Here is a 25220-nt window from a genome sequence, read left to right as displayed (position 1 = left end):
CTCGCGGCGACCGCCGCGGGCGCTGTCGCAGGCGCCGCGGTCGGCGGCGCTGCCGGGGGAATTGTCGGCGCCCTGACCGATTCGGGCGTGTCGCGGGAGGACGCGGACGTCTTTGCCGAGGGCATCCGCCGTGGCGGTACCTTGGTCACCGCCCGCGTCGACGACGAACTTGCACCGAAAACGCAGGAGATCCTGAACGGATTCAGTCCCGTCAATATCGGTGACCGGCGCAGCGAGTATGAAGCAGGCGGATGGACCGGGTTCGACCCGTACGGCGGCGACTATTCCGCACTGGACGCCGATCGTGATCGTGCTCGCCGGGATACTACTTGATCAGGGCGACCGGCTAAACGAACTCGCTTTGCAAAAGGAATGCTCAGTATGAGAGGAGTACTGCGGCCACTGTTGCTGACCGCAGCGGTCTGATGGTCTCCTATTGGGCGTTCCTTCATGTCGGTGGCTGGCCGACATCGCCATTGAAGCGGGCTCCGGAGCAAAACCAGGGCGGTAACGCGCCGCAGGACACCTTACCTGCGGCAGGCATCAAAAATACCGAAATGCCAGGAAACCAGTAACGCAGCGCGCTCTGAAACGTTGCGCCGAGATCACTTGCCATCCGCTTGCTGAGCATCCCCGGTCACGCGCAATCCGTGGAACAACCATCGGGCGCCGAACTAGGCGCCATGGAGGTATGACCATGGACAGTGAAGAACGCATCAGACGCCGTGCCCAGATTTGGGAACGGGAGGCCGGCCGGAAGGTCGCCAGCAAGAGCATTGGGATCGGGCTTTGCAGGAGATCGAAGCCGAAGGATCGGAAGCCGAACGCGGTGCTGTCGCGCCCGATCCGACCGTTGGCGCCGGCTCTGGCCCGAACGCGCGTCAACAGGCCGGGCTGCTGACTATACTGCCGTGCAATTCACCTGTCCTCCGGCGCGACGAGCGCCGTGACCGCAGAGGTCAGCGCCCATTGGCTCACGGGCTTTTGCAACACCTTTATATCGGCAAATCGTTCCGGTATGTTGGAACTGTGGCCGGTAACGAAGGCAAAGGGGATGGCCTTCCCGCGCAGCGTATCGGCCAGCGCGTAACTTGTCTCCCCGTTCAGTTGTATATCCAGAAGTGCAACATCGGGCCCTTCCCGCTCGACGTGATCTATGGCGGCGCTGACCGAAGCCACGGGACCGACGATCCGGTGTCCAGCGTCTCTTAGCTGCGCCGCGTGGTCTTCGGCGATCAGCCATTCATCTTCGACGATCAGGATGCGTAAAGCTGTCGCCAAGGTCAGGCCTTTTTGTCGAGCGGGAACTTGATCCTCACCTTTAAACCCGTTCGTTCGAAAAATGTTTCGGCTGTGCCGCTCAGACGGTATTCAATTTCTCCTTTCACCAGTGAGAGGCCGAAGCCACCATGCTTCGGTTGAGCAACCGGTGGCCCGTCGACTTCCTTCCATACGAGGCGCAGACTATGGTCATCGACCAACCATTCGACGTCGACCCTGCCACCTTCCTTGCTCAGCGCGCCATATTTCGCCGCGTTGGTCGCGAGTTCGTGCATCACCATGCTGAGTGACAGGGCCTGTTGCGGCTTGAGCTTGACCGCGGGGCCGTCGAGGGAGAAGCGCTGTGGGCCGAAAGGCGCGGCTTCCTGGCCAATCAATTCCTCGATCGACACCTCCGTCCAGTTCTCGCGCGAGAGCACGCCATAAGCGCGCGACATGGCGTGGAGCCGGCCAAGCAGGGCGGTCGCGAATTCCTCCTTGGTGGACGCTGTTTCGACGGTGCGGTTGGTGATGCTGGTCACCACCGCCAGCATGTTCTTGACGCGATGATTGAGCTCCGAGATCAGCACCTTCTGATGCTCCTCGGCTTCGGCGAGAGGCGTGACATCGACCAGCGTCACCACAACCCCCTGAATGCAGGCGCCCTTGTCGCGGTAAGGAATGAGCCGGACCATGTAATAGCGACCCCGCACATCGCGCGCGAGATGGTGGATGACAGGGTCGCCTGTCTCGAACACTTGCTCGATATGGCCGCGCATCTGCGGATAGTCGAGCTGGCTCGAAAGCTCCGTGAGCGGCCGTCCGACATCGGAGGCGCGCAGATTGAAGAAGGATGAAGCTGCGGGCGTGAAGCTACGGATCACAAGATCGCTATCGAGAAACACCGTCGCGATTTCGGTGCACTCGAAAAGGTTCTTCAGGTCGCTATTGGCGTGGTCGAGCTCCTCGATCTTGCCGGACAGTTCGGCGTTGATCGTGTTCAGCTCCTCGTTGAGGGATTGCATCTCCTCCTTCGAAGCCTCCAGTTCCTCGTTGGTTGACTGCGCTTCCTCGTTCAGCGAAACGAGCTCCTCATTGGAGGATTTCACCTCTTCCAATGCCGTCTCGTATTCCTCGATGGTCGATTGCAGCCGCTCGCGGGTTTCCCGGATATCCCGCTCGAGATGAGCGATGTCATCGGGATTGCCCCTCTCGCGCTCGACCTCGGACTTATCGCGGGCGGGTCCAGCTGATTGGAACAGAACGAGATAAAACGGCTCGCCGGTGCCACGCTCGGGCAGAGGTTCGACAGTGACACTCACGAACTGCACGCGTTCGTCCTCGGCGTCGACCGCAATGTTTTCACGCAGAACGATCTGACGCGTCGTCACGGCTTCGCGTAGCGCCGCCCGCAGATCGAGCCGAAGTCCCTGCCGCGCCATGCTCAGGAGGTTGCGGTTAGGCGCTCCCTGTGGCGGCTCAAGATATCGTCCGGTCCGCGCCGAGTAGTAGACAACGTCGCCCTCGGCGTTGACCACCACATGCGGCGGCGCGTGTCGCTCGATAACTTGAGATTCCACGGCCTGGCGAAGCGGATAGCCCGCGATCCCGTCGTTTCTTCCTTGCCGTCCTTCGGACGGAAAAGGGATGGCCCGGCCACCGTCTCCAATCAACAGTGGAAGACGCGAGCGCGGGGGAACATCCTCGCGCGCCTTGAAGATGCGCCGCTTCTTGTCGACGGCGGCAAAGAGGTCGCCATGCTGACCGATGCTCTCGGAAGTTCCCAGGAAAAGATATCCGGAAGGCTTCAGCGCATAGTGGAAAATGGGAATGACCCGGTTCTGGATGTCCGGTCCGAAATAGATGAGAAGATTGCGGCACGAGACCATGTCCATGCGTGAGAAGGGCGGATCCTTGATCACGCTATGCGGCGAGAAGATACAGAGTTCGCGCACCTCGCTGGTCAGCACGAAGCTATCGCCCTCATTGGTGAAGAAACGCTGCCGTCTTTCGGCCGAAACGCTGTCGAGCAGATTGACCGGATAGCGCGCCGCGCGCGCAACGGTGAGCGCCGGCTCGTCGATGTCGGTGGCGAAGATCTGTATCTTAGGCACCACCGACAAGGTATCCATGTGTTCGCGCAGCAGCATGCCGAGTGAAAACACCTCTTCGCCAGTGGCGCAGCCGGGCACCCAAACCCTGACCGTGTCGGACGCGGTCTTGCCCTCGAACAGTTGCGGAATGACCTTCTTCTCCAGCAGCTCGAAAGCCTCTACGTCACGGAAGAAATTGGTGACGTTGATAAGGAGATCGCGAAATAGCGCGGTGATCTCGCGGGCGTCCTTCCGAAGCAGGTCGATATAGCCCGATAGCGATTTCATTTGGCCGATCTGCATGCGTCGCTTGACCCGCCGAATGAAGGTCTTGGACTTGTAACCGGAAAAATCATGGCCCGAGTGGGCACGAAGTATGCCGTAGATTTCCTCGCGGGCGCGATCGATATCCTCGGACGGCTCCTCGCCATCGTTTTCCATCAACGGTTCGAGCACATCAAAGCTGCGCGCGAAGTCGATCAGCTTCTCGCCCATCTCGTCAGCGCCAACCGCAATGTCGACCACGCCGCTGGAGATCGCGCTTTGCGGCATGTCGGGGTTGCGAGGGCCAGAGCCGTCGCTGGCCTGGGCCAGAACGAAACCGCCGTGTTCCTTGAGCATTTTCGCGCCGAGCGTCCCGTCGCCGTCTCCGCCCGATAGAATGATGCCGACGCCATACTCACCCTGGTCTTCGGCCAGCGAGCTGAAGAAGATGTCGATGGGCTTGCGTTCGCGGCTCGCCGCCCTCGGGTGCCGGATCTGCAGCTTGCCGCTCTTGATCGTAAGGACGGCATTCTGCGGCATGACATAGACATTGTCCGGCTCCGCCTCCATCCCGTCTTCCGCGATCATTACTGGCATCGCCGTGTACCGCCTCAGAACATCGTGAAGCAGGCTTTCCCGCTCGGGGCTGAGATGCGTGACGACGACGAAAGCCATGCCGGGCGAATCCGGAAGCCCCTTGAACAGGCTCTCCATCGCCGGAATGCCGCCGGCCGATGCGCCGACACCGACAATGGGAAGTCTTGTTTCCTTGGACATGAATGCCGCCCTCCTGGTTGATCCCTCCCCCGGTAAATAAGGCGGCGAAAGCCGATGGCCACGCCCTGCCTGTTTACCGGCACAGGCTAGAATATTGAAATGGGGAACCCCAGGCCGACTTTTGGATCAGCAGCAGTCGCATCTCGGCGAGATCGCGGCTGAGGAGAGCGGTGCGTTTCCTTCCACTTGCGGTCTCGGCCATGGCGCACAGATCATCGCCGGATTCGGCGAATTCGATTGCCGGGCGTCTTGACGCAGTCCGCAGCAGTTTGGCTGCAGCAAAAGTCCGTCCTGAAGGGCGCTCAAATCCTGCAAATAGCGGCCAGTTCGGTCCATGGAACCAACAATGCGCCTTACCCAGAAAATTGGCAATGTTCCTGTGCATTGGCGGCTCTGCTTCTGCGTGGGGGGCAGGGCGACAAACGGAACATTTTGACGTTTATTGCGTTGATCGGACTGCGGGAGTTTCCATTGTTTCGGCGGTGTTCGGCCGCTCGTCTGTCTGGTTGCGGAACCGCCAATCTTCCAAGGGAAATCTTCCGCAAGACGTGGGCAGGAGAGTAAGGTGCAGGTTCTTACAGGCGCCAGAATTCTGATCGTGGAAGACGAATTTGTTGTGGCCGACGATATCGCGCGTTATTTTGCCGGCTTGGGAGCGCTAATCCTCGGTCCGGCTCGCAGCGTGGCGCAAGCTCAGCCCTTCGTCGACCACGCCGACGCGGCGGTGCTGGACATCGATCTGAACGGCACGCCGGTATTTCCGATCGCTGACCGACTTGCCGAACGCGGCGTCCCTTTCGTCTTCTTCAGCGCCTATGATCGCAACGTTATTCCAGCCCGGCTCGACCACGTTGCCAATTTGGTGAAGTCGGCGGACCGCAGGAAGATTATCGCGACTCTGTTTCCCGAAACCGGGGAGCAGGATGGAAGTGACGAACCGCTGAACATGAGGTCGCTGCTGCCGAAGCTTCGGCTGGCCGCCCGCCTTATCATTCCGGACGCGGCTGCGGCCGACCGGCTGGTGGAAATGACGCTGGAACTTGCCATTAGCGAAATCGCCGACCGTCCGCCGGAAATTTCCACCGAGCAATGGCTGAATTCCATGCTTAAACACTCAGTCGGAAGGGCGGCCGGTCTGCTTCATTGAACGCCGATGCAGCCGGGCAAAGCAGCTGCATCGGCTTTTCAGAGAAGCCCGATTTAGTGACCCCAATGACGTCTCAACCAGGCGAGAATCCTGTTGCCGTTGACAATCCTGCGAACCCGGCCGGCGGCCCATCCAGCTTGCATCGTGGCGCCGGCATGACAACTGCAGACGACCTCATGCAATTGCCAATCGGTGAGTTCGAAGAAGCGTTTGGCCTCGCCGTAGGAGTCCGACTTGAGGCCTGAGACACGCAGCAGCGTATCGTTGAAGGCAACGGTGATCGCCGATCCAGCTGCCCGCGCCTCTTCGCGAATCGCGGGGTGCAGATGCTCGGTGCCAGTGAGCGCCGCAAGACAGCGCGAGGGATTGCGCTCAAGCAGTTCCGCCCAGCGTTCTATCCGTTCTGTTCTGGTAGTGAGCGGGGCTGGCGACAATGGACTGACAACCGCGATTGACTGCAGTTCATCAAGTGTCTGGTGTTTCATGGGTTTCTCCTGTTCGAGCGCCTATTCTCCGGCGGAATTGTCGCGACGGTTTGACTCAAGCCCGCGCCCATGAGACCAAGGACGCGAGCAGCTGTTTGCCCACCTATCTTCAACAGACACCCAGCAGCGGCATCCGCAGCGACACCGAACTTTTAAGTATCCCTAATGTTCCAGCGGCAGGATATTTTCTTTGATGCGGCCCAGCATAGGGCGACCGTGCCGGTGGATGAAGGCAATGTCTGCGCAGTTGGCTTTCATCGTCGGCGCCGGAACATGGTGGGCAGGCCACTGTTTGGAAGCTTCCAGCAGCGCCGCGACGCCGGCAGTATTGTCTTTCTGGTTTCCGCCGGACCCAGTGATCTGATAGTATCTTCCAAACCTCAGGTCCCAAGATCTCGGCGACCTGCTGAAGGATCTCGCGGAAACAGCATAATAGAGAATGCGATGTCTCGCTCGAGCCAGAGTAACCTTGGTCCCCAGATTGGTCTGGGCGTGGACCAGGAGATTGCTTCATTGTTGACAGCCATCGAGCAGGAAAAGGTTCCTGATCGCCTTACCAAGCTCGCGATCGAATTGCAGAATGCGCTGCTCGAAAAGCGCCGCTACAAGACGACGAATTAGCCTTATCAGGTCACGGCTAATTTGCTTCCACGTCCAAATGGACACCGATTGCCCCGGTCTGCGAGGATCTCGCGCTGGTGCAGAGGAAGCTTCCGAGGGTCCTGCACCAGATCCGGCATCGCAGCGATCTGCCAGCCAGAGAGACGATGCTCCCAGCCATTAGGTTTACATCATCACACGGCTGTGGCGCGCGACGACAATTTCCTCATCGGTCGCAATCACGCGCACTTCGATCTTGCTGTCTGGACTGCTGATGATCCCGGCGTGGGCGTCGTTGGACGGCTCATCGAGTCCCACGCCGAGCCAGGCCAATTTGTTACATATGGCCTTACGGATGGATGATGAGCGTTCGCCTATGCCGGCGGTGAAGACCAGGCATTCGAACCCACCCATCGTGTTCGCGAGCGCCGCGGCTTCCCTTGCCGCGCGGAATGCGAAAAGCTCGATCGCCTCGCGGGCACGGCCGTCGCTGCTGGCTTCCAGCGTACGCATGTCACCGGAAATTCCGGATACGCCGAGCAGTCCGGATTTCTCGTAGAGCATCGTTTGCAATTCATCTGCTGCGATGCCTTTTTCTAGCAGAAAATACAACAGCACGCCCGGATCGATGGCGCCGCAGCGGGTCCCCATGACCAGGCCGTCCAGTGCCGAAAAGCCCATCGTCGTATCGATGCTTTTGCCCTCGCGCAGAGCGCAAAGACTTGCCCCATTGCCGAGATGAGCGACGATCGTCCGCTTCGACATAAGAGCGGGTGATATCTGTTCGAGCCGCTCGGCAACATACTCATAGGAGATGCCGTGAAACCCGTAGCGGTGCAAGCCTTCCTGTTCATATCTGCGCGGAAGGGCGAAGCGCCGCACGACAGGATCTATCGTCTGGTGGAAAGCGGTGTCGAAACATCCGACCTGTGGCAGATCCGGTCGCAACGCGGCTATTGCGCGAATCGGTGCCAGACTGCGAGGCTGGTGCAGCGGTGCGAGCGGCGTCAACTTGTCCACGGCGTCGATGGTCGCGGTTGTCAGACGGACAGGTTCGACGAACTCGCTTCCGCCATGCACGATGCGATGACCGGCACAAATCAGTTTTCTTCCACCAAGTTCGCGCTCCACCCAGTTGAGCATTTCACCGATGCCAGCGTCATGCTGCCCGTTTGTGCTGAGTTGCCGATCGTATTGCAAAGTTCCGTCGGCCGCCTTTGCGCTGAACTTCGGCGCATCACCAAGATCCAGAGCGCCTCGCGAAACGAGCTGCAATTCCTCGGAGGAAGCGAATTCGTAAAGTGCAAACTTGATGCTGGACGAGCCCGCATTCAGCGCCAGGATCGACTGCCGCATCAGTGATGAGCCTCAGCCGCGTTCTTGCCAGGCCAGCTCCATTTCTGGATCTCGGGCATGTCTTCGCCGTGCTTGCGGACATAGGCCTTGTGCTTAGCCAGCCTGTCATGAAGGTCGCCAGCAACGCGTTCCGACTTTTCGGCCAGCCCCGGCACGCGCCTTATCGCGGCGAGCGCCAGGTGGTAGCGATCAAGTTCGTTGAGCACCACCATATCGAACGGCGTCGTCGTGGTGCCCTCCTCCCTGAAGCCGTGCACATGCATATTGTCGTGGTTGGCGCGTCGGTAGGTCAGGCGGTGAATGAGGTAGGGATAGCCGTGATAGGCGAAGATGACCGGCCTTGTCTTCGTAAACAGTGCGTCGAATGCCTCGTCGGTGAGACCGTGTGGGTGTTCGGTCTTCGACTGGAGTGTCATGAGGTCGACAACGTTGACGACGCGGATTTTCAGGTCGGGAATTGCAGAGTGCAGAATGTCCGTAGCAGCCAGTGTTTCGAGCGTCGGTACATCGCCGGCGCAGGCCAGAACCACATCCGGCTCGTCACCATTCGAAATCGTGCCAGCCCATTCCCAGATGCCCGCGCCTGCCTTGCAATGCGCTTCTGCTTCCTCAACCGACAACCATTGCGGCGCCGGTTGCTTGCCGGCGGTGATGACATTGATACGGTTGTAGGTTCTCAAGCAATGGTCGGTGATCCACAGCAGGGTGTTGGCGTCCGGCGGGAAATAGAGCCTGACGGTGTCGGCCCTTTTGTTGGCGACCAAGTCGGCAAAGCCTGGGTCCTGATGACTGAAGCCATTGTGGTCCTGCCGCCAGACATGAGAGGTCAAGAGGTAGTTGAGCGAGGCAATTGGCTTGCGCCAGGCAAGCTCACCCGAAATCTTCAGCCATTTGGCATGCTGGTTGACCATCGAGTCGACGATATGAATGAACGCCTCATAGCATGAGAACAGGCCGTGGCGTCCGGTGAGCAGATAGCCTTCGAGCCAGCCTTGGCAGAGATGCTCGCTCAGCACCTCCATGACGCGTCCGTCACGGGAAAGATGGACATCGTACGGTTCGATGCGCTCCATCCAGATCCGGTCCGTGATGTCGAAAACGTCGTCCAGACGATTGGACGAGGTCTCGTCCGGCCCCATCAGACGGAAGTTCCGCGCCTCGGCGTTGAGACGGAAGACCTCGCGAAGGTAACTTCCGCAAATCCGTGTCGCTTCAGCGATAACGCCTCCTGGACGGGGCACTTCCAGCGCAAGGCTTTTCCAGTCGGGAAGCACAAGGTCGCTCTTCAACAACCCACCATTCGCGTAGGGGCTTGCCCCCATGCGTTTTGCCCCTGCTGGGGCAAGGGCCGCGAGTTCCGGCAGGAGGCGCCCGCCTTTGTCGAACAGCTTTTCCGGTTCATAGCTTCGCATCCACGTTTCGAGGATCTGGCGGTGTTCCTTATTTCCCCGCGCGTTCGATACCGGCACCTGATGCGCACGCCAGAAGCCTTCGACCTTCTCGCCATCGACCTCCTTGGGTCCGGTCCAACCCTTGGGGCTGCGTAGCACGATCATCGGCCACAACGGACGCCCACCACGCCATCCCGGAGACCGGGCCCGTTCCTGAATGGAACGGGTGCGATCGAGCACCGTGTCGAGCGTCCCGGCCATCGATTGGTGCATGGCAATCGGCTCGTGGCCTTCGACGAAAAACGGTTCGTAGCCATAGCCGGCGAAAAGATTTTGCAATTCCCGATCGTCCATGCGGCCAAGGATTGTCGGATTGGCGATCTTGTAGCCGTTAAGATGCAGGATCGGCAGCACGGCGCCGTCCGACGCCGGGTTCAGGAATTTGTTGGAATGCCATGACGCCGCAAGCGGACCGGTCTCGGCTTCGCCGTCGCCAACGACGCAGGCAACCACCAGATCGGGGTTGTCAAAAGCCGCACCAAAGGCATGGACCAACGCATATCCGAGTTCGCCGCCCTCATGGATGGAGCCGGGTGTCTCGGGCGCAGCATGGCTTGGCACGCCGCCGGGGAAGGAAAACTGCCGGAACAGTTTCCTCAGACCGTCTTCGCCCTGCCCGATATCAGGATAGATCTCGCTGTAGGTGCCCTCAAGCCACGTGTTGGCGACCATCGCGGGACCACCATGGCCCGGGCCGCAGATGAACAGGACATCGAGGTCGCGTTCGCGGATAACGCGGTTCAGATGCAGATAGAGAAAATTCAAGCCCGGCGTCGTGCCCCAATGGCCAAGCAACCGCGGCTTGACGTGCATGGCTTTCAGCGGTTCGCGCAGCAGCGGATTGTCGAGCAAATAAATCTGGCCGACCGAGATGTAGTTCGCGGCGCGCCAGTAGCGGTCCATGAGATCGATCCGTTCGCGGCTGATCGCCTGCGGCATCGCGGCAGCCTTGTTCATCGCCCACTCTCCAGTATCAGTCCCTAGTGGTAACTGGAGCGGCTCGACGCCTGAGCAAGCCCGACTTGTGGCTGTTACGGGCGAACGCTGCTAGATCGCAGCTAAATCAGCTGTGACGACAATGGAAGCGGCGTTCTGAGTCATATTGGGTCCGAGCAGACGCATATTATGCCACCGCCTCGACTAACGTGTGACCGTCTTTTCCTAACCGAACCAAATCGCCACTTCCGCGTTATGCCGCTCTCGGCAACTGGCTGTGCGTTGTATGGGCAAATTTCTTCCTCTTACAATCAAACTCCTGGATGGCAAATCGTTGATGGTTTCATCGATCTGCGAAGCAGAGGCGGCGCTGCTAGGAAATTGGCCGAACAAGGAAGCGGCGGCTTACAAAGATGCAGGCCGGTTGATTGCCGCGGCAAAAGACGGGAGTTGTAACCCAGCCGTCGCTTTTGCAGCCTTTAAGGCCGCTGCCATCGACCAGCGCGTATTGCAGCCCGCGAAACAAAGCGCTGCTCTCGGGATGCTGGACGAAGTAACTAAGGATCTGACGAAGCCGGTATGAACCCGAGCCCTATTAACGGGCAGGTGGCGCCGGTTGTGTGCCCTGCTGATCTCTGCCGGTCGATGACTGCGGTGTCGGATTCCTATCGACCTTTGAATTGTCGACTGGCTGACCATTCGTTATGTCCGTCTTCGATTGCACGGGATCGCTGTTGTTGCAGCCGGCTACCAAACTCAGAATGACAAAAGCTGTAGATGCGGATCGAAGGAGCCCTTCGAGCCTGCGACAGTCGAAAAACGCACGAAGACCGGGGTTTTCTCTCCCGCTCGTTGGAAGATGTCCGCACGAGTATATTTCGCCAGCGATTCATAAGTTTCGAAATAGCCATGCGCACCGTAGCCGCGCGCGTGCACGACTCGCTCGGAATCCGCTCGTGGTCGAAGTGGAAGATTTTCTCGCGAAAGTGTAAATCCTCGACCAGCGTCGGACCACACTCTTCCGATCTTCAGCGTATTCTGATCATCGGACACCGGCCCACCTTGTGCCGTCGTGGGCGTCGGCGTGTTCTTCTCGGCGATCTGGTGAAGCTCACCTCTTCCACGCACAAGTTTTTGGTCATGGATCGTCGCGGGCGTGTCGACTGTCTGGCAGACTTGGCCATCATTGTTTTCTTCAGCAGGTCCAGTGCGCCGCGGCACTGTTCGGCATTCGGTTCCTGGCCCTTCTGAATCTCATTCAAAGCGGTGTTCATCGGTTGGCGTCAACAGACGAAGGCTCGGAACCGGAAACCGAACGAGACGTTGCTAGGCACAAGCTAGGGGACACCTTTTGAGCTCGTCTGCTAAATCACCCCCGTCATTCGAAAAACCCGTCCAGGCCTCGCCAAGACGATGGCGACAAGCCGCAACCTTCAAGCGGTTGGGCCCCGGACTCATCACGGGTGCGGCTGACGACGACCCAAGCGGCATCGCCACCTACTCACAAGCGGGCGCTCAATTCGGGTTCAATATGCTTTGGACCATGGTGCTCACCTACCCGTTGATGAGCGCAGTCCAACTTGTCAGCGGGGAAATAGGACGTGTCACCGGCTGCGGCCTGGCAAAGAATCTCGCTAGGATTCTCCCGCGCTGGACCGTATTGGGCCTCGTTGCCCTGCTTTTTGTGGCAAACACAATCAATATCGGCGCCAATCTTGCGGCGATGGGCGCCGCAACGCAATTGTCGACCGGCGCGCCGGCGCTCCCTTTTACGATAGGCTTTGCCGCGCTCTCCGTCACGCTGCAGATGTTCATCTCATATGAGACTTACGCCCGATATCTGAAATGGCTGACTCTCGTCCTGCTTGCCTATGTCGCGGTGCTTTTTGTTGCTGATGTTGACTGGTGGGCCGCTGCCAAGGGTCTGGTAATGCCATCGTTTCCACTGAATCGAGACAGTCTGACCGTCATCGTTGCGCTCCTTGGCACGACGATCAGTCCCTATCTCCTGTTTTGGCAAAGCTCGCAGGAGGTCGAGGAAATCGAACAGGATCCAGAGGCAAAAGCGTTGACCAAGAAACCCGATCAGGCGAAGCGCGAGATTCGACGGATCAAGCTGGACACTTTCGTGGGCATGGCTGTTTCGAACCTTGTTGCCCTCGCCATCATCATGAGCACCGCAGCGACGCTTCATTCCGCCGGGAAAACTGAAGTGGCCAGCGCTGCCGACGTTGCGGAGGCGCTGCGGCCTCTTGCCGGCGATTTCGCATTTTTCATCTTCAGCCTTGGCATCATCGGCACAGGATTGTTGTCGCTGCCCGTGCTTGCCGGCTCCGCTGCTTATGCTTTCGGAGAGGCACAGGGTTGGAAATGTGGACTGGAAAACAAGCCGTGGGAGGCGGTAGGGTTCTACAGCGTCATCGGACTGTCGGTCTTGTTAGGGTTGGGGATCAGTCTGTCGTCGATCGATCCCATAAAGGCGTTGTTCTGGAGCGCCGTCATCAACGGTTTTGTTGCGGTTCCAATCATGGCAGCAATGATGGTGGTTGCCAGCCGCCGGGATCAAATGGGACGTTTCACCGTGTCTACCGGGGTGTTGCTTTTCGGCTGGGCTGCAACGATCGCAATGGGTCTCGCGGCCGCTGCGATGGTAGTCTTTTGATGCGTGCCGTCACCGTGCCCCAAACGGTAGTGCTTAGTCGTCGGTGCGCTTGATCATGCCAATTATTTGCTGAATGTCGCGCGGCTTGACTCCGACTTCCTTCAGTCCTGGCAAGTCGGTCGCGGCCACGTTGTCTACGCGCATGAGGTCAACCTGGTTGCGCTTGACCGGGGTGGCCGGAATGAACTCCGCCAGGGCTGCAACGGCATTCCACACCGCAAACGGCATCGGCACCAGCATCGGGCGCCTGCCCGGGCTGCGGGCGATTTCCCGGACCAGTTCCTCGTAACTCAGAACGCGGGGGCCGCCAAACTCGAAGATCAACGGCGCGTTGCTGTGGTCGATCAGCCGGCTTACCGCTTCCGCGACGTCCCCCACATAAACGGGCTGAAGCCGTGTCGCTCCGTCGCCGAACAACGGATAGACCGGCAGGCGGCGGACCAGCCGCATCAGTGTCGTCAGGAAGGCATCGTCGGGCCCGATCGTGACACCGACCGACGACGAGCGCTCCGGGAAAAGCTACGGAAGCTGTGGGTCGGCAACCGGTCTCCAAATCACCATGAAATCCTTCGCCACTTCATAAGGGTGACGAACAGTGACGGCGATGTCAAAAAATTTTGCTTGGCCGTCTCCTATATTGAGGAGGATATCCAAGCGTGGTTCGATCGACTTCGATAACGCAGCGCGTTAACTTTCAAGGCTTTTTTAGCCGGCGTCTTGCGGGATTCTTTTTTAGCGTGGATGCCTTCGATGCCACCTGAGAAATTCTCTGTTCACGCAAACGGGCGGACTTCGCTTCTCGCTCTTTACTCTCCATTTCGACCGCTATCCGATATGCTCTGTTAGCGCGGTCCAACTTTTCCCTATCGACCCGTCGATGAGCCATGACAGCCTCCTCGCGCTTTTCGACTAACAAAGCGGGAAGGCGTCAAGCTTTCCACGCAAAGAAAAATCCTGAAAGCTTCATTTGCGATTGATGCTTACTCCCGTCGGCCCGCTTTACTGAGGAACTGGCTGCGAACCTTGTTGGTCGCCGCCCGTGCTCGATTGCGGGGTTGGGTTCTTGTCCGCCTTGGGGTTCTGATCAACCGGCGGATTGTTCATGACGTCAGTCTTGGATTTCTCGGAGTCATCAGACGAGGCACTCGAACTGGACGCTGACGGCACACCCTGCTCAGTGGACGGTGTCTTGGCTAGTTCGCCATACACCTCGGCGGCGCCCCAGGCGATTGCGGTCAGAAGCAGCGCTGCAACAAGGATTGTCAAACCGTGGGTGCCCCATCCGCCTTGGCGAGCCATTTTCTCGAGAACGATTTTAGCCATCTAGGAATAACTCCGTTGGTCGGTCTGCCGGCGTGCGCCGGAACTGCTGGACTAACCTCAACGCTCAACCGTGTCAGGGCATCGAGGTTCCGGGGCAAATGAAAAAGGGCCCGCTACCTTTCGGTAGCGGGCAAATTCTGAAGCTGCGAGCAGCCCAGCACACATCCAACGAAAAGCAAGGGGTGGGTTGCTTTTTGTCTACTGGTGTGGACTGGAAACCAATTTGCCACTTCGGCGTTATGCCGCTCGCGAAAAGCGGAGGCGATCATGGGAAAGTTTCTTCCGATCACGGTGAAGCTTCTGGATGGCACGTCGACAATAGTCTCCTCAATATGCGACGCGGAAGCGGCGCTTCAGGGGCAGTGGCCAAACAAGACAGCAGCGGTTTTCAAACATGCTGCTCGGCTGATTGCGGCCGCCAAAGATGGAACATGCAATCCTGCGATCGCTTTTGCGGCTTTCAAAGCCGCTGCGATTGATCAACGCGTTTTACAGCCGATAAAGCAACGCGCCGCCCTAAAGATATTGGACGAAGTGACTAAGGACTTTACGAAGCTTATTTGAAAGGCTCAACGAACGCCTGCGCCCCAATTTGGAAAACCGAAACAAGGTGTTGCTCGGCCCTCACCGATTCCCCGAGACCGTACATTGCAACGTTTCGATGAGTTCGCGATGCCAATCATTTCCAATCGGCCGTTGCGGGCCTTAAAAGTGAGCATAATGAGCTACTGGAGTTCGGAACCTTAGCCACTTGTCGAAGTTTGGGCATCGGCGGTCGCGGAGATTCCGGCATGGTGAACTATCACATCGACGAAATGCAAGGTGACCAACTCGTCGCATCGCATAGGGCGAGTGGTCCAACTGCGCTTGACGCGCTAAGAAAAATTACTGGCCGTGCCTTGTCGTCCGACACTCACAAAATCATTGGTTCAGGGTGGTCGACGAGCGGCAAGGCCAAGTGTTCAAATATGCCTACGATGAGAGCTTCGGCGAATAGCTTCGCTCTGGGCTGGAATTCACCATTCCGGCAGCGAGCCGTTGCTCACGAAGACGCGCGGTTTTCGCTTCCCTGTGACGCCGCTCTGTCTCCAGCGCGACCTTCGCCTCGCGGTCGGCCCGCTCAAACTTCTCTTTGTCGACGCGCCGCTGAGTCATCTGCGGATTATCCTCATCACCAGCTCGGGATCAATTTTCATCGACCTGGTCAAATCGCCAACCATTCTCTCGGCAACTTCGGCCCACACATGTTCAGGCAGCCCTTCAGCCACCATAGCCTTGAAGGCACACCTGACGACCGAATAGTCATGAGCAGAAACGGAGGCCCATTCCTCGCTTTTGTCCATCGCCGAACTCCCTTTAAGGGGCGGGAGTATGATGTTTACTCTCAAACGCTGGCGCCCGTTCATTTTGCCAGCGACTCATGCATCGTAGGCCCTAACTATCGGTCGGTCATTTGCATTTGATGTAGCCTCCCGGCGTCACGCATATTTGCGAAGAAGCTTAGCGCGGCCTCCTCCCGTACGCTCTTACTCGCTCTGGCTGATGCCAAATTTGGCGCAGGATCTTGCAGAACAGCCGGTGAGAATGCCGTCAATTTGTCATCGGCCTTTTCGCGGAACAACTCTCATGCGGGGAAGTTGGGGCTTCACTGAACTTTAATCAAAGGAAGCTCCAAATGTTTTTGCGCGTGGACAAGTTACAGATTGAACTCCCCGCTCCTACCCAGGCGGATCCCAACGCGGGTGCCGCCCTGCAGGAATTGCTCGGCGGCAAATACGGTGAAATGTCGACCTTGGGAAACTACCTATTCCAAAGCTTCAATTTTCGTACCAAGTCGAAGCTGAAGCCCTTTTACGGCCTGGTGGCGGCAATAACCGCTGAGGAGCTTGGTCACGTCGAACTCGTCAGCAACGGCGTTGCCATGCTGAACAACGGTCCCGACCTCGAAGGCGCGGAAAAGGAGGACGGCGGGGACATCTCGGGCGCACCTTATGAGGCGCGGCCAAGCTCTACAAGGCTTCGCGCTTACTTCTTGGCGCGGTCTGAAACGACCGCGCTTTTTTTGCCGGTGTAATACGTGCCAAAGTAGATGCAAGTTTGGATGCGACGCGCGCTACTCGCGAGGCTTAGGCGCATAAGGAGGGGTGGTCATGTTTTGACGATCGGACTGGTGCGTTTTATCGTTTACCTCGCTTCGGGGCTTCGTCAGCCCAATTCCGTTGCGCGGCCTCTTGTTTCCAGCGGCATCCTGAGAAAATTGGTCGGAAGGATCAGCACCCTCTTTCGCTGGATATTTAGTAGCCCCGGTTTCCCGAGCATTGTCAGGGTCAGCCATCGTCTCGCTCCATTTAGAAGATGGACAACAACACCGGCACGCCCTCAGAGTTCCTTGTCCGGCATCAGGGCCAGTACCCAAAAGGCCACGCCAACGTTTGTTGGATCCCCATTGACGTGGGTGCGGCCACTCCACATAGCGCCGTCGAAATTCATTTCGCAAAGGAACATCTTCTCGGCTTGCACATTGGCTCACAGAGCAACTTGCGAGGTCCGGAATGGAATTTGCGAACCATGTGGTCGAATTTCTGGGTGAAGGCGGCGAAGCCGTTACTGTTACAATGGCCGTTGGGTATGTGGAGAAGGCCGACAGTGAACTAATCGAAACCGCCAAACAGATGCTTGTCCAGGTCGTGCCATTCGACCGCCACGAATTTGGGTCGGCGGCACCCGAACGCAGCGAAGCTGAAATCTACACCTTCGAATATCAGGACAAGGGCATCATCCGATTAATGCCGGGCATCTCGTTACCAGGTCTCGAAGCAGTTCGGGATGAGGTCTATCGCTCCGCCAAGGATCTTTGGAAGGACGCTCCTGACAAGGCGGAGGCGCCAGTCGGCTGGGCCGTAAGGGCGCGCAATTCTCAGGGCGACATAGAGGCGACGTGCACCTACGAAGAGATTCAACTGCGCGAGGCATAAATCTACTTTTGCGGGGAACAAGAGTGCCGAGCGACTGTTAACCGGCGTCTCGCAAACGACGAGGCAGCACAACAACAAAAAGGAAAACGCTATGGCGACGACCAAGGTATCATCGAAGGGTCTCAATGACCTTTTTCACGACACGCTGAAAGACATCTATTTCGCTGAGAAGAAGACCCTAGCGACCCTGCCGAAGATGGCCAAAGCGGCACAAAGCAGTGAGCTCAAAGCAGCATTCGAGAAGCACCGCGGCCAGACCGAGGAGCACGTAACGCGTCTCGAAGGAGTTTTCGAGGCCATGGGCAAGAAGCCGGTCGGCAAGACCTGTGCTGCCATCATGGGCATCACCGAAGAAGGTGCCGAGATAATGGAAGAGTATAAGGGCTCGCCATCGCTTGACGCCGGTCTGCTGGCGGCGGCACAGACTGTCGAGCATTACGAAATCTCGCGCTACGGGACGCTGCGGACCTGGGCGTCCGAACTCGGTCTTACCGAGGCGGTCAACCTCCTGGACTTGACGCTAGCCGAGGAAAAGGAGACCGACGCAGCTCTGACAGAACTTGCCGAGTCCGCGGTCAATGTAGCGGCAGAAGCCGCATAGGGCCGGCAGGTTTCCCCTCATTCCTGTCCTGCCCGAGCCCTGGTGGTCGCTCACCGGGGCTCGCTCCGCACCCAACAAATCATGAGTTGGCAATCCATGCTGTGCTAACATAAAGGAGAATGAGATGGGCTTTTTTGGCAAATACTTCTCTGGCCTTACTGGCAAGAAGCAGCCCGACGAACAGCGGAGCGGCGACATGCGGAAGACCACGGGCGCCGGCCCGGCGATAGCGGCCCATTCGAAGGACGCCAAGACAACGGCCGGCACTGGGCAAAGCCCAGACGCTGCGAAGAAGAAATCAAGGAATGACGGCAACAGCTAGGCTTCCAGAAATCCGGATTGTCGAAGATACAGCGGGGTTGTGACCCTATCGCCCATCATTGCGTCGAACGAGGAAGTTGGAAAGCAAAGGCATTTAGCTCAAGTTCTCACGCGACTTGAGACAGAACTTCTCCATGTAAATCGCATTTGGCTATCCCATAGCGCCAACGGTGGTTCGTCGCTTCACGACGGCACTGATAGAATAACATGAGCTGACTTCCTTCAATCACAACCGTGGAATGGCCATTTTCGCCAGGCTCTCCAGGGTCAAGCACTGGCCCCACGGTTAGATACGGACCTTCGACCCTATCAGCGATGGCGAAGAAGACGCGCTGCCGGCTTCCGCGAGGTCCGTCTGGAAGGAAGCAGGTGGCGTTTAGCAAGATGCGGCCGTCTGGCAGCTCGACCAGTTGGGCCCCTTCAATGCCCCATTCATAGTCTGGGTGCTGGCGGGAATTGTGGTGAGGCAAGTCCATATGGTCGAGTATTTTGCCTACTCGCTTCCATGGCCCGAACCATGAGTCCGACTGGCTTCTTGCCAAAAAATGTCTGGCTGTGGCACCTTCGTGAATTTGGGCATCCCTGAATAAACGATGTAACGTTTGCGGCCGATTATTGCCGGGTGCGGGTCGTAGATCCCGTCTTCATCCGTGCCCGGCAACGCTGTAATGGCCGAGTTCATTGCCGTCCACTGAAAGCCATCGTCCGAAACGAGATGCTCGCAGCGGCCGCCAGACTTCATGAATTCCGTCTGGATGAACATATGAAAGACGCCGCTCTCGTGAATCACACCGGGCGCGGCAACGCCTGATCCACTTACCGGCAAAACGACAGGCTCATGCTCCACCCAAGGGCCATAGAGATCGGGAGCTGTGGCATGGAGAATCCTCCAGCTTTCGCTGGTGACGGTGCCGCTTGAGCCGAACATGTGCCAGAGGTTCCCGTCAAACACCGGACAGGGATCTTTGACATCGTCAACAGCGGTTGGATGAAACAACGGGAAGACGTTCGTTTCAAAATTGATCGACACCGATCCCCTCGCCACTCCCCGCCATCCCTTTGCTGCGCGCCGAATCGTTCCATCGATTGTTAGTTTTGTGAAAGGGTTGATCAACCCACGATTTAACAATTGTCGCGCGCCCGGTCGGTTAAGAACCGATGGCGGAGCGCTGCAGTTTCTCCCCGTCCCTTCCCGTTGCCGGAAGCCGTGATCCGACGGCGGCACTGAATCAAATTCCAAGCGGAACGAGATGCGTTCAGGAAAGTTACGGACATAGCACCAATCACATCTCGATGCGCGGATTAACATTTGTTGTACGCAAATCGAGACGCAGTAAAAGGAACAAAAAATTAAAATGGCTGCCGGAAATCAGAAGAACCCAATAGCAGAGGTGCCAATGATTTTGTGCTTCTCACATTTGCGCTGGAATTTCGTGCACCAACGTCCTCAACATATACTTACCCTTGCTTCGACAGCCAACCAAATAGTTTACTTCGAGGAGCCGCTTTTTGAAGTGGTGCCCCAAGCGTTTATGCGATCGAATGACGTTTCGCAGTCCATCCGTGTCGTAACACCGGTCCTTCCCGTCGGCACCACTCCGCACGCTGCCGACGCGGTCCAGCGAAGATTCCTGGACACAATAGTTGCCGCTACGCATCAAGACCGGCTGACCACTTGGTACTACACCCCGATGGCGTTGCGGTTCAGTGACCATATCCATTGTGATGTATGCGTCTACGACTGCATGGATGAACTTTCAGCTTTCAAGGACGCACCGCCCGAGCTCGTCCAGATGGAAAGGCGGCTTTTGGAGCGTGCTGACGTCGTGTTTACTGGCGGCCAGAGCCTATACGAGGCCAAACGGAGCCTCCACCGGTCCATCTTTCCGTTTCCGAGCAGCATCGACTTTACGCACTTTCATCAAGCGAGGGCTGGCGGCGTCGACCCTATTGACCAAGCAGACATACCTCATCCCAGAGTGGGATATTTCGGCGTGATCGACGAAAGGCTGGATGCGGATCTCGTGGCGCAGACGGCGATGAAAATGAGGGACGTTCATTTCGTAATCCTTGGCCCGGTGGTCAAGATCGATCCCAAGGGACTTCCGCGGTCAGAAAATCTGCATTGGCTAGGTAGCAAAGATTACGCTGAACTGCCGCGCTATCTCAGGCATTGGGGCGCGGGATGGATGCCGTTCGCACTCAACGCGGCTACCCGTTACATCAGTCCGACGAAAACCCCAGAATTCCTTGCGGCAGGCATCCCACTTGTTTCAACAGCCATCGTGGACGTTGTACGAACGTATGGTGCCGAAGGTCTTGTCGAGATCGCGGATGCTGACGATGTCGAGGCCAAGCTTCGATTGGTATTGGCGCGGCCCCGCGACCATCTTTGGCCGCAAGTCGATGCCTATCTCCTCGACATGTCGTGGGAGAAAACCTGGAGCGCGATGGCGGATCACATCGAGCACGCGCGCTCAACCAGGAGCATATTGCCCTTCCGGCGGAGCGCGTAACATGTTCGACTGGCTGATCGTCGGTGCTGGTTTCGCCGGCAGCGTGCTCGCAGAGCGCATTGCGTCGCAGCGAAATGAAAGCGTTCTCCTCATTGACCGGCGGAGCCACATCGGAGGCAACGCCTATGATTGCTACAATGAGGCCGGTGTCCTAATCCATCGCTATGGACCTCACATCTTCCACACAAACGCCCAAGCGATCGTCGACTATCTCTCGCAGTTCACAGCGTGGCGATCATATGAGCATCGCGTACTATCCTCGGTGGATGGGAAGTTGTTGCCTATTCCGATCAATCTCGACACCATCAACAAACTGTATGATCTCGATTTGACGTCCGAACAGTTGGAGCAGTTCTTCGCGTCTCGCCGAGAAAAGGTGGCCGAAATCCGAACTGCTGAAGACGTGGTTGTAAGCACCGTCGGCCGGGAACTCTACGAAAAATTCTTTCGCGGTTACACCAGGAAGCAGTGGGGTGTGGACCCGTCGCAATTAGCCAAGTCGGTGACGGCACGCGTCCCGACCCGCACCGATCATGACGATCGTTATTTCGGCGACACATTTCAGAAAATGCCAGCTGGCGGCTACACACGTATGTTTCATCGCATGCTCGACAATCCCCAAATCAAAATCATGCTGCAAACCGATTACAGGGAAATCCGCGACAGCATTCCGTTCCGCCGAATGATTTTTACCGGGCCATTAGACGAATATTTCGATTGGAGACTTGGGCGGTTGCCTTACCGCTCGCTGCGGTTCGAGCACGTGACACTTGATCGCGAGCAGTTTCAGCCAGTCGCCGTCGTAAATTATCCCCAAACGGAAGACTACACCCGCATCACAGAGTACAAGCATCTGACGGGCCAGCAGAGTCGGAAAACCAGCCTGACGTACGAGTACCCAACCGATATTGGTGATCCTTACTACCCCGTGCCGCGAGCGGAAAACGAGGCGCTATACAAACGCTATGAAGCGCTGGCTGCGGAGTGTCCCGATGTCTGGTTCGTCGGACGCTTGGCGACATACCGCTATTACAACATGGATCAGGTCGTCGGTCAGGCTTTGGCGACCTTCGCACGCATCCAAAAAAGTTTGCCGTCGAGGACCGTTACGCAGATACCGGCGCAGCGCGAGGCAGCTGAGTGAGTGGTGCCCTTGAGATGTGGGGGGGCGTGGAATGCAGTATCGTCCGCATTCACGAGACAACGCGTAATCAGCTGATAGACACCGGCCACATCCATCGGATCGCCGACCTAGACCTGATCGCCGAGTTAGGCATCACAACGCTCCGATACCCAGTGCTCTGGGAAATGGTCGAACGCACACCGGGTTGTTTCGATTGGAGCTGGCCTGATATGCGTTTGCAGCGCCTTCGTGAACTGGGCATACGGCCGATCGCCGGCCTTGTGCACCACGGCAGCGGTCCAGCTCCTGTCCATGTGCTCGATCCGGATTTTCCCGCTCTGTTGGCAGCTTATGCCGAGCGTGTTGCACAGCGATATCCCTGGATCGACTGGTTCACGCCCGTCAACGAGCCGCTGACCACTGCACGAATTAGCGGGCTCTACGGCCTATGGAACCCGCATGGCAACAACGAGGCCTGCTGCCTGCAGCTCACGGTGGCATATTGCCTAGCGATTGCGAAGGCGATGACAGCGATCCGCAAACATACACCGACGGCTCGGCTGGTCCAGACGGAGGATATCGGGCGGGTTTTTGCGACCGCGCCCCTCGCCTACCAAGGCGACCATGAAAACGAGCGCCGTTGGCTGGCGCTGGATTTGCTTACCGGGCGAGTCGACCGCCAGCATCCGTTCTATAGATTGTTGCTAAAGGCCGGCGTTGACCGCAGCCATTTGGCCGAGTTGGCGGCTGAGCCCTGTCAGCCGGACATTGTCGGCATTGATTATTACCTAACCAGTGACCGGATGCTTGATGATCGGGTCGAACAATATCCCGACGAACAGATCGGCGGCAACGGCATTGACGTTTATGTCGACATCGCCGCCGTTCGCTCACATGTCCGCGATGAGACAGGTCTGGAGTTTCGGATCAATGAACTCTGGGATCGCTACCAGCTGCCGATTGCCGTGACAGAGCTGCACAATGGCTCTACGCGCGACGAACAATTGCGTTGGCTGGTCGAGGGATGGGCGGCAAGCCAGGCGGCTAAAGATAGTGGCGTCGACGTTCGTGCCGTAACGGCATGGTCGCTCTTTGGCGCTGTCGACTGGAACTCAATGTTGGTGAGGCGGGACGCCTATTATGAGAGTGGAGCATTCGACATTCGTGGCGACGCACCGCGGCCCACGGCGATCGCCAAGGCCATTGCCGGGTTCGCGCAGCAAGGATCTTTCGATCATCCCGTGCTCGACCGGTCAGGATGGTGGCGATCGGAACCGACCCCGGCGACATCCAGACGCCCGCTATTGCTTGTCGGCTTCGGTCGCTTGATCTCGATCATTGAGGAATGCTGCACGATCCGCAGGCTGACCGCATGCGCCGCACGACCCGCTGAGGTCGAACACCTGCTTGCCACCAGTACCGCATGGGCAGCAATACGAATTGAAGACAACAGCTCCCCCGCCTTATCCGCTTCTACAGTCTACCTTCAGTGCCAATTTGCGGATGGCGGTCAATTGTTTTTGCAATGTGCTGCCTGGCTTGGCTCATCCGCGGTGGCCAATGCATTCCTCGATTTGGTGATTGACGGGCAGCGTGGGCGGTTCGAACTTCTATGCGCCGGCGCCGATAACCAATATGAAATGGCTGTGCTGCCTAACGGATCGCTTGAGGCTCAACAGATCCGCCTTGCTGTATAGCGAGGCGTCGAAGTCGCTTTGGTCAGCCGGACCGACAGACCGAGCCGCACGTAGCTTCGGCATTCGCCCGCCCCCATCCCGCATCTCGCTTAGGAACAAATCTAACTTCGGAGAGTTCGTTGATGTTGTACTTGGGCAAGTTCGCCATGTTTCACAAGGAGGAAGGACTTGCACGAATTGCAGCAGACTGAGGTCAGCCCGAAAAGTCGGGAGGTCCTCAGCGTCGATGGTGCCGATTTCGATTTCAAAGACTTTTTTGAAAACGGTGGGATTGCCCTTCATCTCGTGGGCGCAGATGGAACTATCCTTTATGCTAATAAGGCCGAGCTCGAGATGCTAGGCTATCCGGCGGAGCAATATATCGGCCACCACATTTCGGAGTTTTATCCCGACCAAGATGTAATTGGTGACATCCTTGCGCGTTTGGGACGAGGCGAAAAACTCGACAAGTATCCGGCGCAAATGTGCGGGAGTGACGGATCCATCAAGCACGTGGAGGTAACATCCAGCGCTCAGTTCCGAGATGGACAGTTGGTAAACACTCGCTGTTTCACTGTAGACGTAACAGATCTGCACCGCGCCCATACCGAATTGAGCCGCCAGGACGATCAATTCCACCAGATTCTCGACAGCCTTCCAGTCGCTATCTTCACGACGGATAGGGATGGAAAGATTACCTATTATAATCGCGCTGCTGCCGACCTCGCTGGTCGTGAGCCCGAGATTGGCAAAGACGAATGGTGCGTGACGTTTCGGTTGTTCACTCCCGACGGCAAGGAGCTGCCGCATGACGAGTGCCCCAGGGCCATCGCGCTGAAGGAAAACCGGCCGGTGCGCAATCAGGAAGCGGTAGCACAGCGGCCTGACGGGTCGTTCTTCCCCTTTCTTCCTTATCCGACGCCGATAAGAGATGAAGACGGAAGTCTGATAGGGGCGGTCAACCTGTTGCTCGATCTCTCCGACCGCCAACGCGCGGACGAAGCCAGGCAGCATCTGTCAGCTATTGTGGAATCATCCTTCGATGCAATCGTCAGCAAGGATGTAAACGGCATAATCACCAGCTGGAATCTCGCAGCCGAGCGGCTGTTTGGCTACGCGGCTGACGAGGCGATCGGCAGGCCGGTCCAGATGCTCATTCCCACAGACCACCAGGACGAGGAGCCGCGCATACTGGAACGGATCCGCAGGGGTGAGCGGGTCGACAGCTACGAGACCATCCGTCAGCGAAAGGATGGCAGGTTGATTCCCGTGTCGCTCACCGTGTCTCCGGTACGAAACGCAACAGGACAGATTATCGGGGCGTCGAAAATAGCTCGCGATATTTCATCGGCGAAAGAAAGCGAGCAGCGCATTCGCATGCTCATGCGCGAGGTCAATCACCGCGTAAAGAACCAGTATGCGGTCATCATCTCGATGATACGCGAGACCATCAAGCGGTCAGATAATCCGGCAGAATTTGAACGGCAGGTCCGCGAACGAATTATGGCCCTGTCGCGCTCGCATGATCTGCTTGTCCTGGGAGACTGGAAAGGCGTTACGGTGTTTGAGCTCCTGTTGTCCCAGGCAAAGTCATTTGGGAACGAAGAGCGCATTTCCATGTCGGGACCGTCGATCACGCTTAGGACAGTCGTCA

The 25220-nt window shown here is 57.7% G+C and carries 24 protein-coding genes and 3 pseudogenes; 15 read left to right on the top strand and 12 right to left on the bottom strand.

Annotated features, from left to right (window positions below):
- Together MESS2_RS12510 and MESS2_RS33300 are read left to right on the top strand one after the other, a co-directional pair.
- Positions 1 to 333 (top strand): annotated as a pseudogene (locus MESS2_RS12510) (hypothetical protein); the annotation flags it as partial.
- Positions 334 to 735: 402 nt separating this feature from the next.
- Positions 736 to 780 (top strand): annotated as a pseudogene (locus tag MESS2_RS33300) (hypothetical protein); the annotation flags it as partial.
- Positions 781 to 918: 138 nt separating this feature from the next.
- On the opposite strand, the gene MESS2_RS12500 reads toward MESS2_RS33300, so the two are convergent.
- From MESS2_RS12500 to MESS2_RS32245, 3 genes are all read right to left on the bottom strand, one after another.
- On the bottom strand, positions 919 to 1281 hold the full coding sequence (locus MESS2_RS12500; RefSeq protein ID WP_008874620.1) for a response regulator: 363 nt from the start codon (positions 1279 to 1281) through the stop codon (positions 919 to 921).
- 2 nt (positions 1282 to 1283) lie between these two features.
- Positions 1284 to 4394 carry a CheR family methyltransferase gene (locus tag MESS2_RS12495; RefSeq protein ID WP_008874619.1) on the bottom strand — a complete coding sequence of 1037 codons (3111 nt, stop codon included), beginning with the start codon at positions 4392 to 4394 and terminating at the stop codon, positions 1284 to 1286.
- Positions 4395 to 4467: 73 nt separating this feature from the next.
- Complete coding sequence (locus tag MESS2_RS32245) at positions 4468 to 4779, bottom strand: hypothetical protein (RefSeq protein WP_157357683.1); 312 nt, start codon at positions 4777 to 4779, stop codon at positions 4468 to 4470.
- Positions 4780 to 4959: 180 nt separating this feature from the next.
- Between MESS2_RS32245 and MESS2_RS12490 the strand changes: the two genes are divergently transcribed.
- Positions 4960 to 5541 carry a response regulator gene (locus MESS2_RS12490; protein ID WP_008874618.1) on the top strand — a complete coding sequence of 194 codons (582 nt, stop codon included), beginning with the start codon at positions 4960 to 4962 and terminating at the stop codon, positions 5539 to 5541.
- Positions 5542 to 5594: 53 nt separating this feature from the next.
- Here the strand turns inward: MESS2_RS12490 and MESS2_RS12485 are convergent, their stop codons facing one another.
- Entirely contained in the window at positions 5595 to 6026 is a 432-nt protein-coding gene (locus MESS2_RS12485; protein WP_008874617.1) for a hypothetical protein, read from the bottom strand.
- 165 nt (positions 6027 to 6191) lie between these two features.
- On the opposite strand from MESS2_RS12485, the gene MESS2_RS32240 reads away from it, so the two are divergent.
- Complete coding sequence (locus tag MESS2_RS32240) at positions 6192 to 6647, top strand: hypothetical protein (RefSeq protein WP_040592798.1); 456 nt, start codon at positions 6192 to 6194, stop codon at positions 6645 to 6647.
- A 165-nt stretch (positions 6648 to 6812) separates the two neighbouring features.
- On the opposite strand, the gene MESS2_RS12475 is transcribed toward MESS2_RS32240, so the two are convergent.
- Both MESS2_RS12475 and MESS2_RS12470 read right to left on the bottom strand, forming a co-directional pair.
- Positions 6813 to 7982, bottom strand: a complete 1170-nt coding sequence (locus MESS2_RS12475) for an acetate/propionate family kinase (RefSeq protein WP_008874615.1) — start codon at positions 7980 to 7982, stop codon at positions 6813 to 6815.
- Positions 7982 to 10390, bottom strand: a complete 2409-nt coding sequence (locus MESS2_RS12470) for a phosphoketolase family protein (RefSeq protein WP_008874614.1) — start codon at positions 10388 to 10390, stop codon at positions 7982 to 7984. The genes MESS2_RS12475 and MESS2_RS12470 overlap by 1 nt, the downstream gene beginning before the upstream one ends.
- Positions 10391 to 10655: 265 nt before the next feature.
- Between MESS2_RS12470 and MESS2_RS12465 the strand changes: the two genes are divergently transcribed.
- The gene (locus MESS2_RS12465; RefSeq protein ID WP_008874613.1) at positions 10656 to 10952 is read left to right on the top strand and encodes a DUF982 domain-containing protein; all 297 of its coding nucleotides are present in this window, start codon (positions 10656 to 10658) and stop codon (positions 10950 to 10952) included.
- 173 nt (positions 10953 to 11125) lie between these two features.
- Here the strand turns inward: MESS2_RS12465 and MESS2_RS30910 are convergent, their stop codons facing one another.
- Positions 11126 to 11590 carry a catalase gene (locus tag MESS2_RS30910; protein WP_008874612.1) on the bottom strand — a complete coding sequence of 155 codons (465 nt, stop codon included), beginning with the start codon at positions 11588 to 11590 and terminating at the stop codon, positions 11126 to 11128.
- A gap of 130 nt (positions 11591 to 11720) precedes the next feature.
- On the opposite strand from MESS2_RS30910, the gene MESS2_RS12455 reads away from it, so the two are divergent.
- Complete coding sequence (locus MESS2_RS12455; protein WP_051069078.1) at positions 11721 to 13031, top strand: Nramp family divalent metal transporter; 1311 nt, start codon at positions 11721 to 11723, stop codon at positions 13029 to 13031.
- Positions 13032 to 13064: 33 nt separating this feature from the next.
- Here the strand turns inward: MESS2_RS12455 and MESS2_RS12450 are convergent, their stop codons facing one another.
- Together MESS2_RS12450 and MESS2_RS12445 are read right to left on the bottom strand one after the other, a co-directional pair.
- Entirely contained in the window at positions 13065 to 13481 is a 417-nt protein-coding gene (locus tag MESS2_RS12450) for a Rossmann-fold NAD(P)-binding domain-containing protein (protein WP_008874610.1), read from the bottom strand.
- Positions 13482 to 14030: 549 nt separating this feature from the next.
- Positions 14031 to 14354: a hypothetical protein gene (locus tag MESS2_RS12445; protein ID WP_008874609.1), complete on the bottom strand. Its 324-nt coding sequence runs from the start codon at positions 14352 to 14354 to the stop codon at positions 14031 to 14033.
- A gap of 267 nt (positions 14355 to 14621) precedes the next feature.
- Here MESS2_RS12445 and MESS2_RS12440 point away from each other — a divergent pair, with 267 nt between their 5' ends.
- The gene (locus tag MESS2_RS12440) at positions 14622 to 14918 is read left to right on the top strand and encodes a DUF982 domain-containing protein (RefSeq protein WP_008874608.1); all 297 of its coding nucleotides are present in this window, start codon (positions 14622 to 14624) and stop codon (positions 14916 to 14918) included.
- A gap of 408 nt (positions 14919 to 15326) precedes the next feature.
- Here the strand turns inward: MESS2_RS12440 and MESS2_RS12435 are convergent, their stop codons facing one another.
- Positions 15327 to 15509 (bottom strand): hypothetical protein, encoded by a 183-nt coding sequence (locus MESS2_RS12435; protein ID WP_040592793.1) that lies wholly within the window; start codon positions 15507 to 15509, stop codon positions 15327 to 15329.
- Positions 15506 to 15697: a hypothetical protein gene (locus MESS2_RS12430; protein ID WP_008874606.1), complete on the bottom strand. Its 192-nt coding sequence runs from the start codon at positions 15695 to 15697 to the stop codon at positions 15506 to 15508. Before MESS2_RS12430 ends, MESS2_RS12435 begins: the two co-directional genes overlap by 4 nt.
- Before the next feature lie 332 nt (positions 15698 to 16029).
- Here MESS2_RS12430 and MESS2_RS12425 point away from each other — a divergent pair.
- The 4 genes and pseudogenes from MESS2_RS12425 to MESS2_RS12410 form a co-directional block, all read left to right on the top strand.
- Positions 16030 to 16392 (top strand): annotated as a pseudogene (locus MESS2_RS12425) (manganese catalase family protein); the annotation flags it as partial.
- A gap of 514 nt (positions 16393 to 16906) precedes the next feature.
- Positions 16907 to 17329 (top strand): DUF6894 family protein, encoded by a 423-nt coding sequence (locus MESS2_RS12420; RefSeq protein ID WP_008874603.1) that lies wholly within the window; start codon positions 16907 to 16909, stop codon positions 17327 to 17329.
- Between the two features lie 91 nt (positions 17330 to 17420).
- On the top strand, positions 17421 to 17930 hold the full coding sequence (locus MESS2_RS12415; protein WP_008874602.1) for a YciE/YciF ferroxidase family protein: 510 nt from the start codon (positions 17421 to 17423) through the stop codon (positions 17928 to 17930).
- Between the two features lie 124 nt (positions 17931 to 18054).
- Complete coding sequence (locus MESS2_RS12410) at positions 18055 to 18252, top strand: hypothetical protein (RefSeq protein WP_008874601.1); 198 nt, start codon at positions 18055 to 18057, stop codon at positions 18250 to 18252.
- 492 nt (positions 18253 to 18744) lie between these two features.
- On the opposite strand, the gene MESS2_RS33295 is transcribed toward MESS2_RS12410, so the two are convergent.
- Complete coding sequence (locus tag MESS2_RS33295) at positions 18745 to 19281, bottom strand: glycoside hydrolase family protein (RefSeq protein WP_008874598.1); 537 nt, start codon at positions 19279 to 19281, stop codon at positions 18745 to 18747.
- 325 nt (positions 19282 to 19606) lie between these two features.
- On the opposite strand from MESS2_RS33295, the gene MESS2_RS12400 reads away from it, so the two are divergent.
- The 4 genes from MESS2_RS12400 to MESS2_RS12385 form a co-directional block, all read left to right on the top strand.
- Entirely contained in the window at positions 19607 to 20767 is a 1161-nt protein-coding gene (locus tag MESS2_RS12400) for a glycosyltransferase family protein (RefSeq protein WP_157357681.1), read from the top strand.
- A gap of 1 nt (position 20768) precedes the next feature.
- The gene (gene glf / locus MESS2_RS12395; protein WP_008874595.1) at positions 20769 to 21911 is read left to right on the top strand and encodes a UDP-galactopyranose mutase; all 1143 of its coding nucleotides are present in this window, start codon (positions 20769 to 20771) and stop codon (positions 21909 to 21911) included.
- Positions 21908 to 23587 (top strand): family 1 glycosylhydrolase, encoded by a 1680-nt coding sequence (locus tag MESS2_RS12390; protein WP_008874594.1) that lies wholly within the window; start codon positions 21908 to 21910, stop codon positions 23585 to 23587. Before glf ends, MESS2_RS12390 begins: the two co-directional genes overlap by 4 nt.
- Positions 23588 to 23755: 168 nt before the next feature.
- On the top strand, positions 23756 to 25220 hold a 1465-nt coding region (locus tag MESS2_RS12385; RefSeq protein ID WP_040592791.1), incomplete at its 3' end, for a PAS domain S-box protein.

The organism is Mesorhizobium metallidurans STM 2683 (assembly GCF_000350085.1).
In the GTDB taxonomy this organism is placed as follows: Bacteria; Pseudomonadota; Alphaproteobacteria; order Rhizobiales; family Rhizobiaceae; genus Mesorhizobium; species Mesorhizobium metallidurans.
This window is presented reverse-complemented; position numbering and strand designations above follow the sequence as displayed.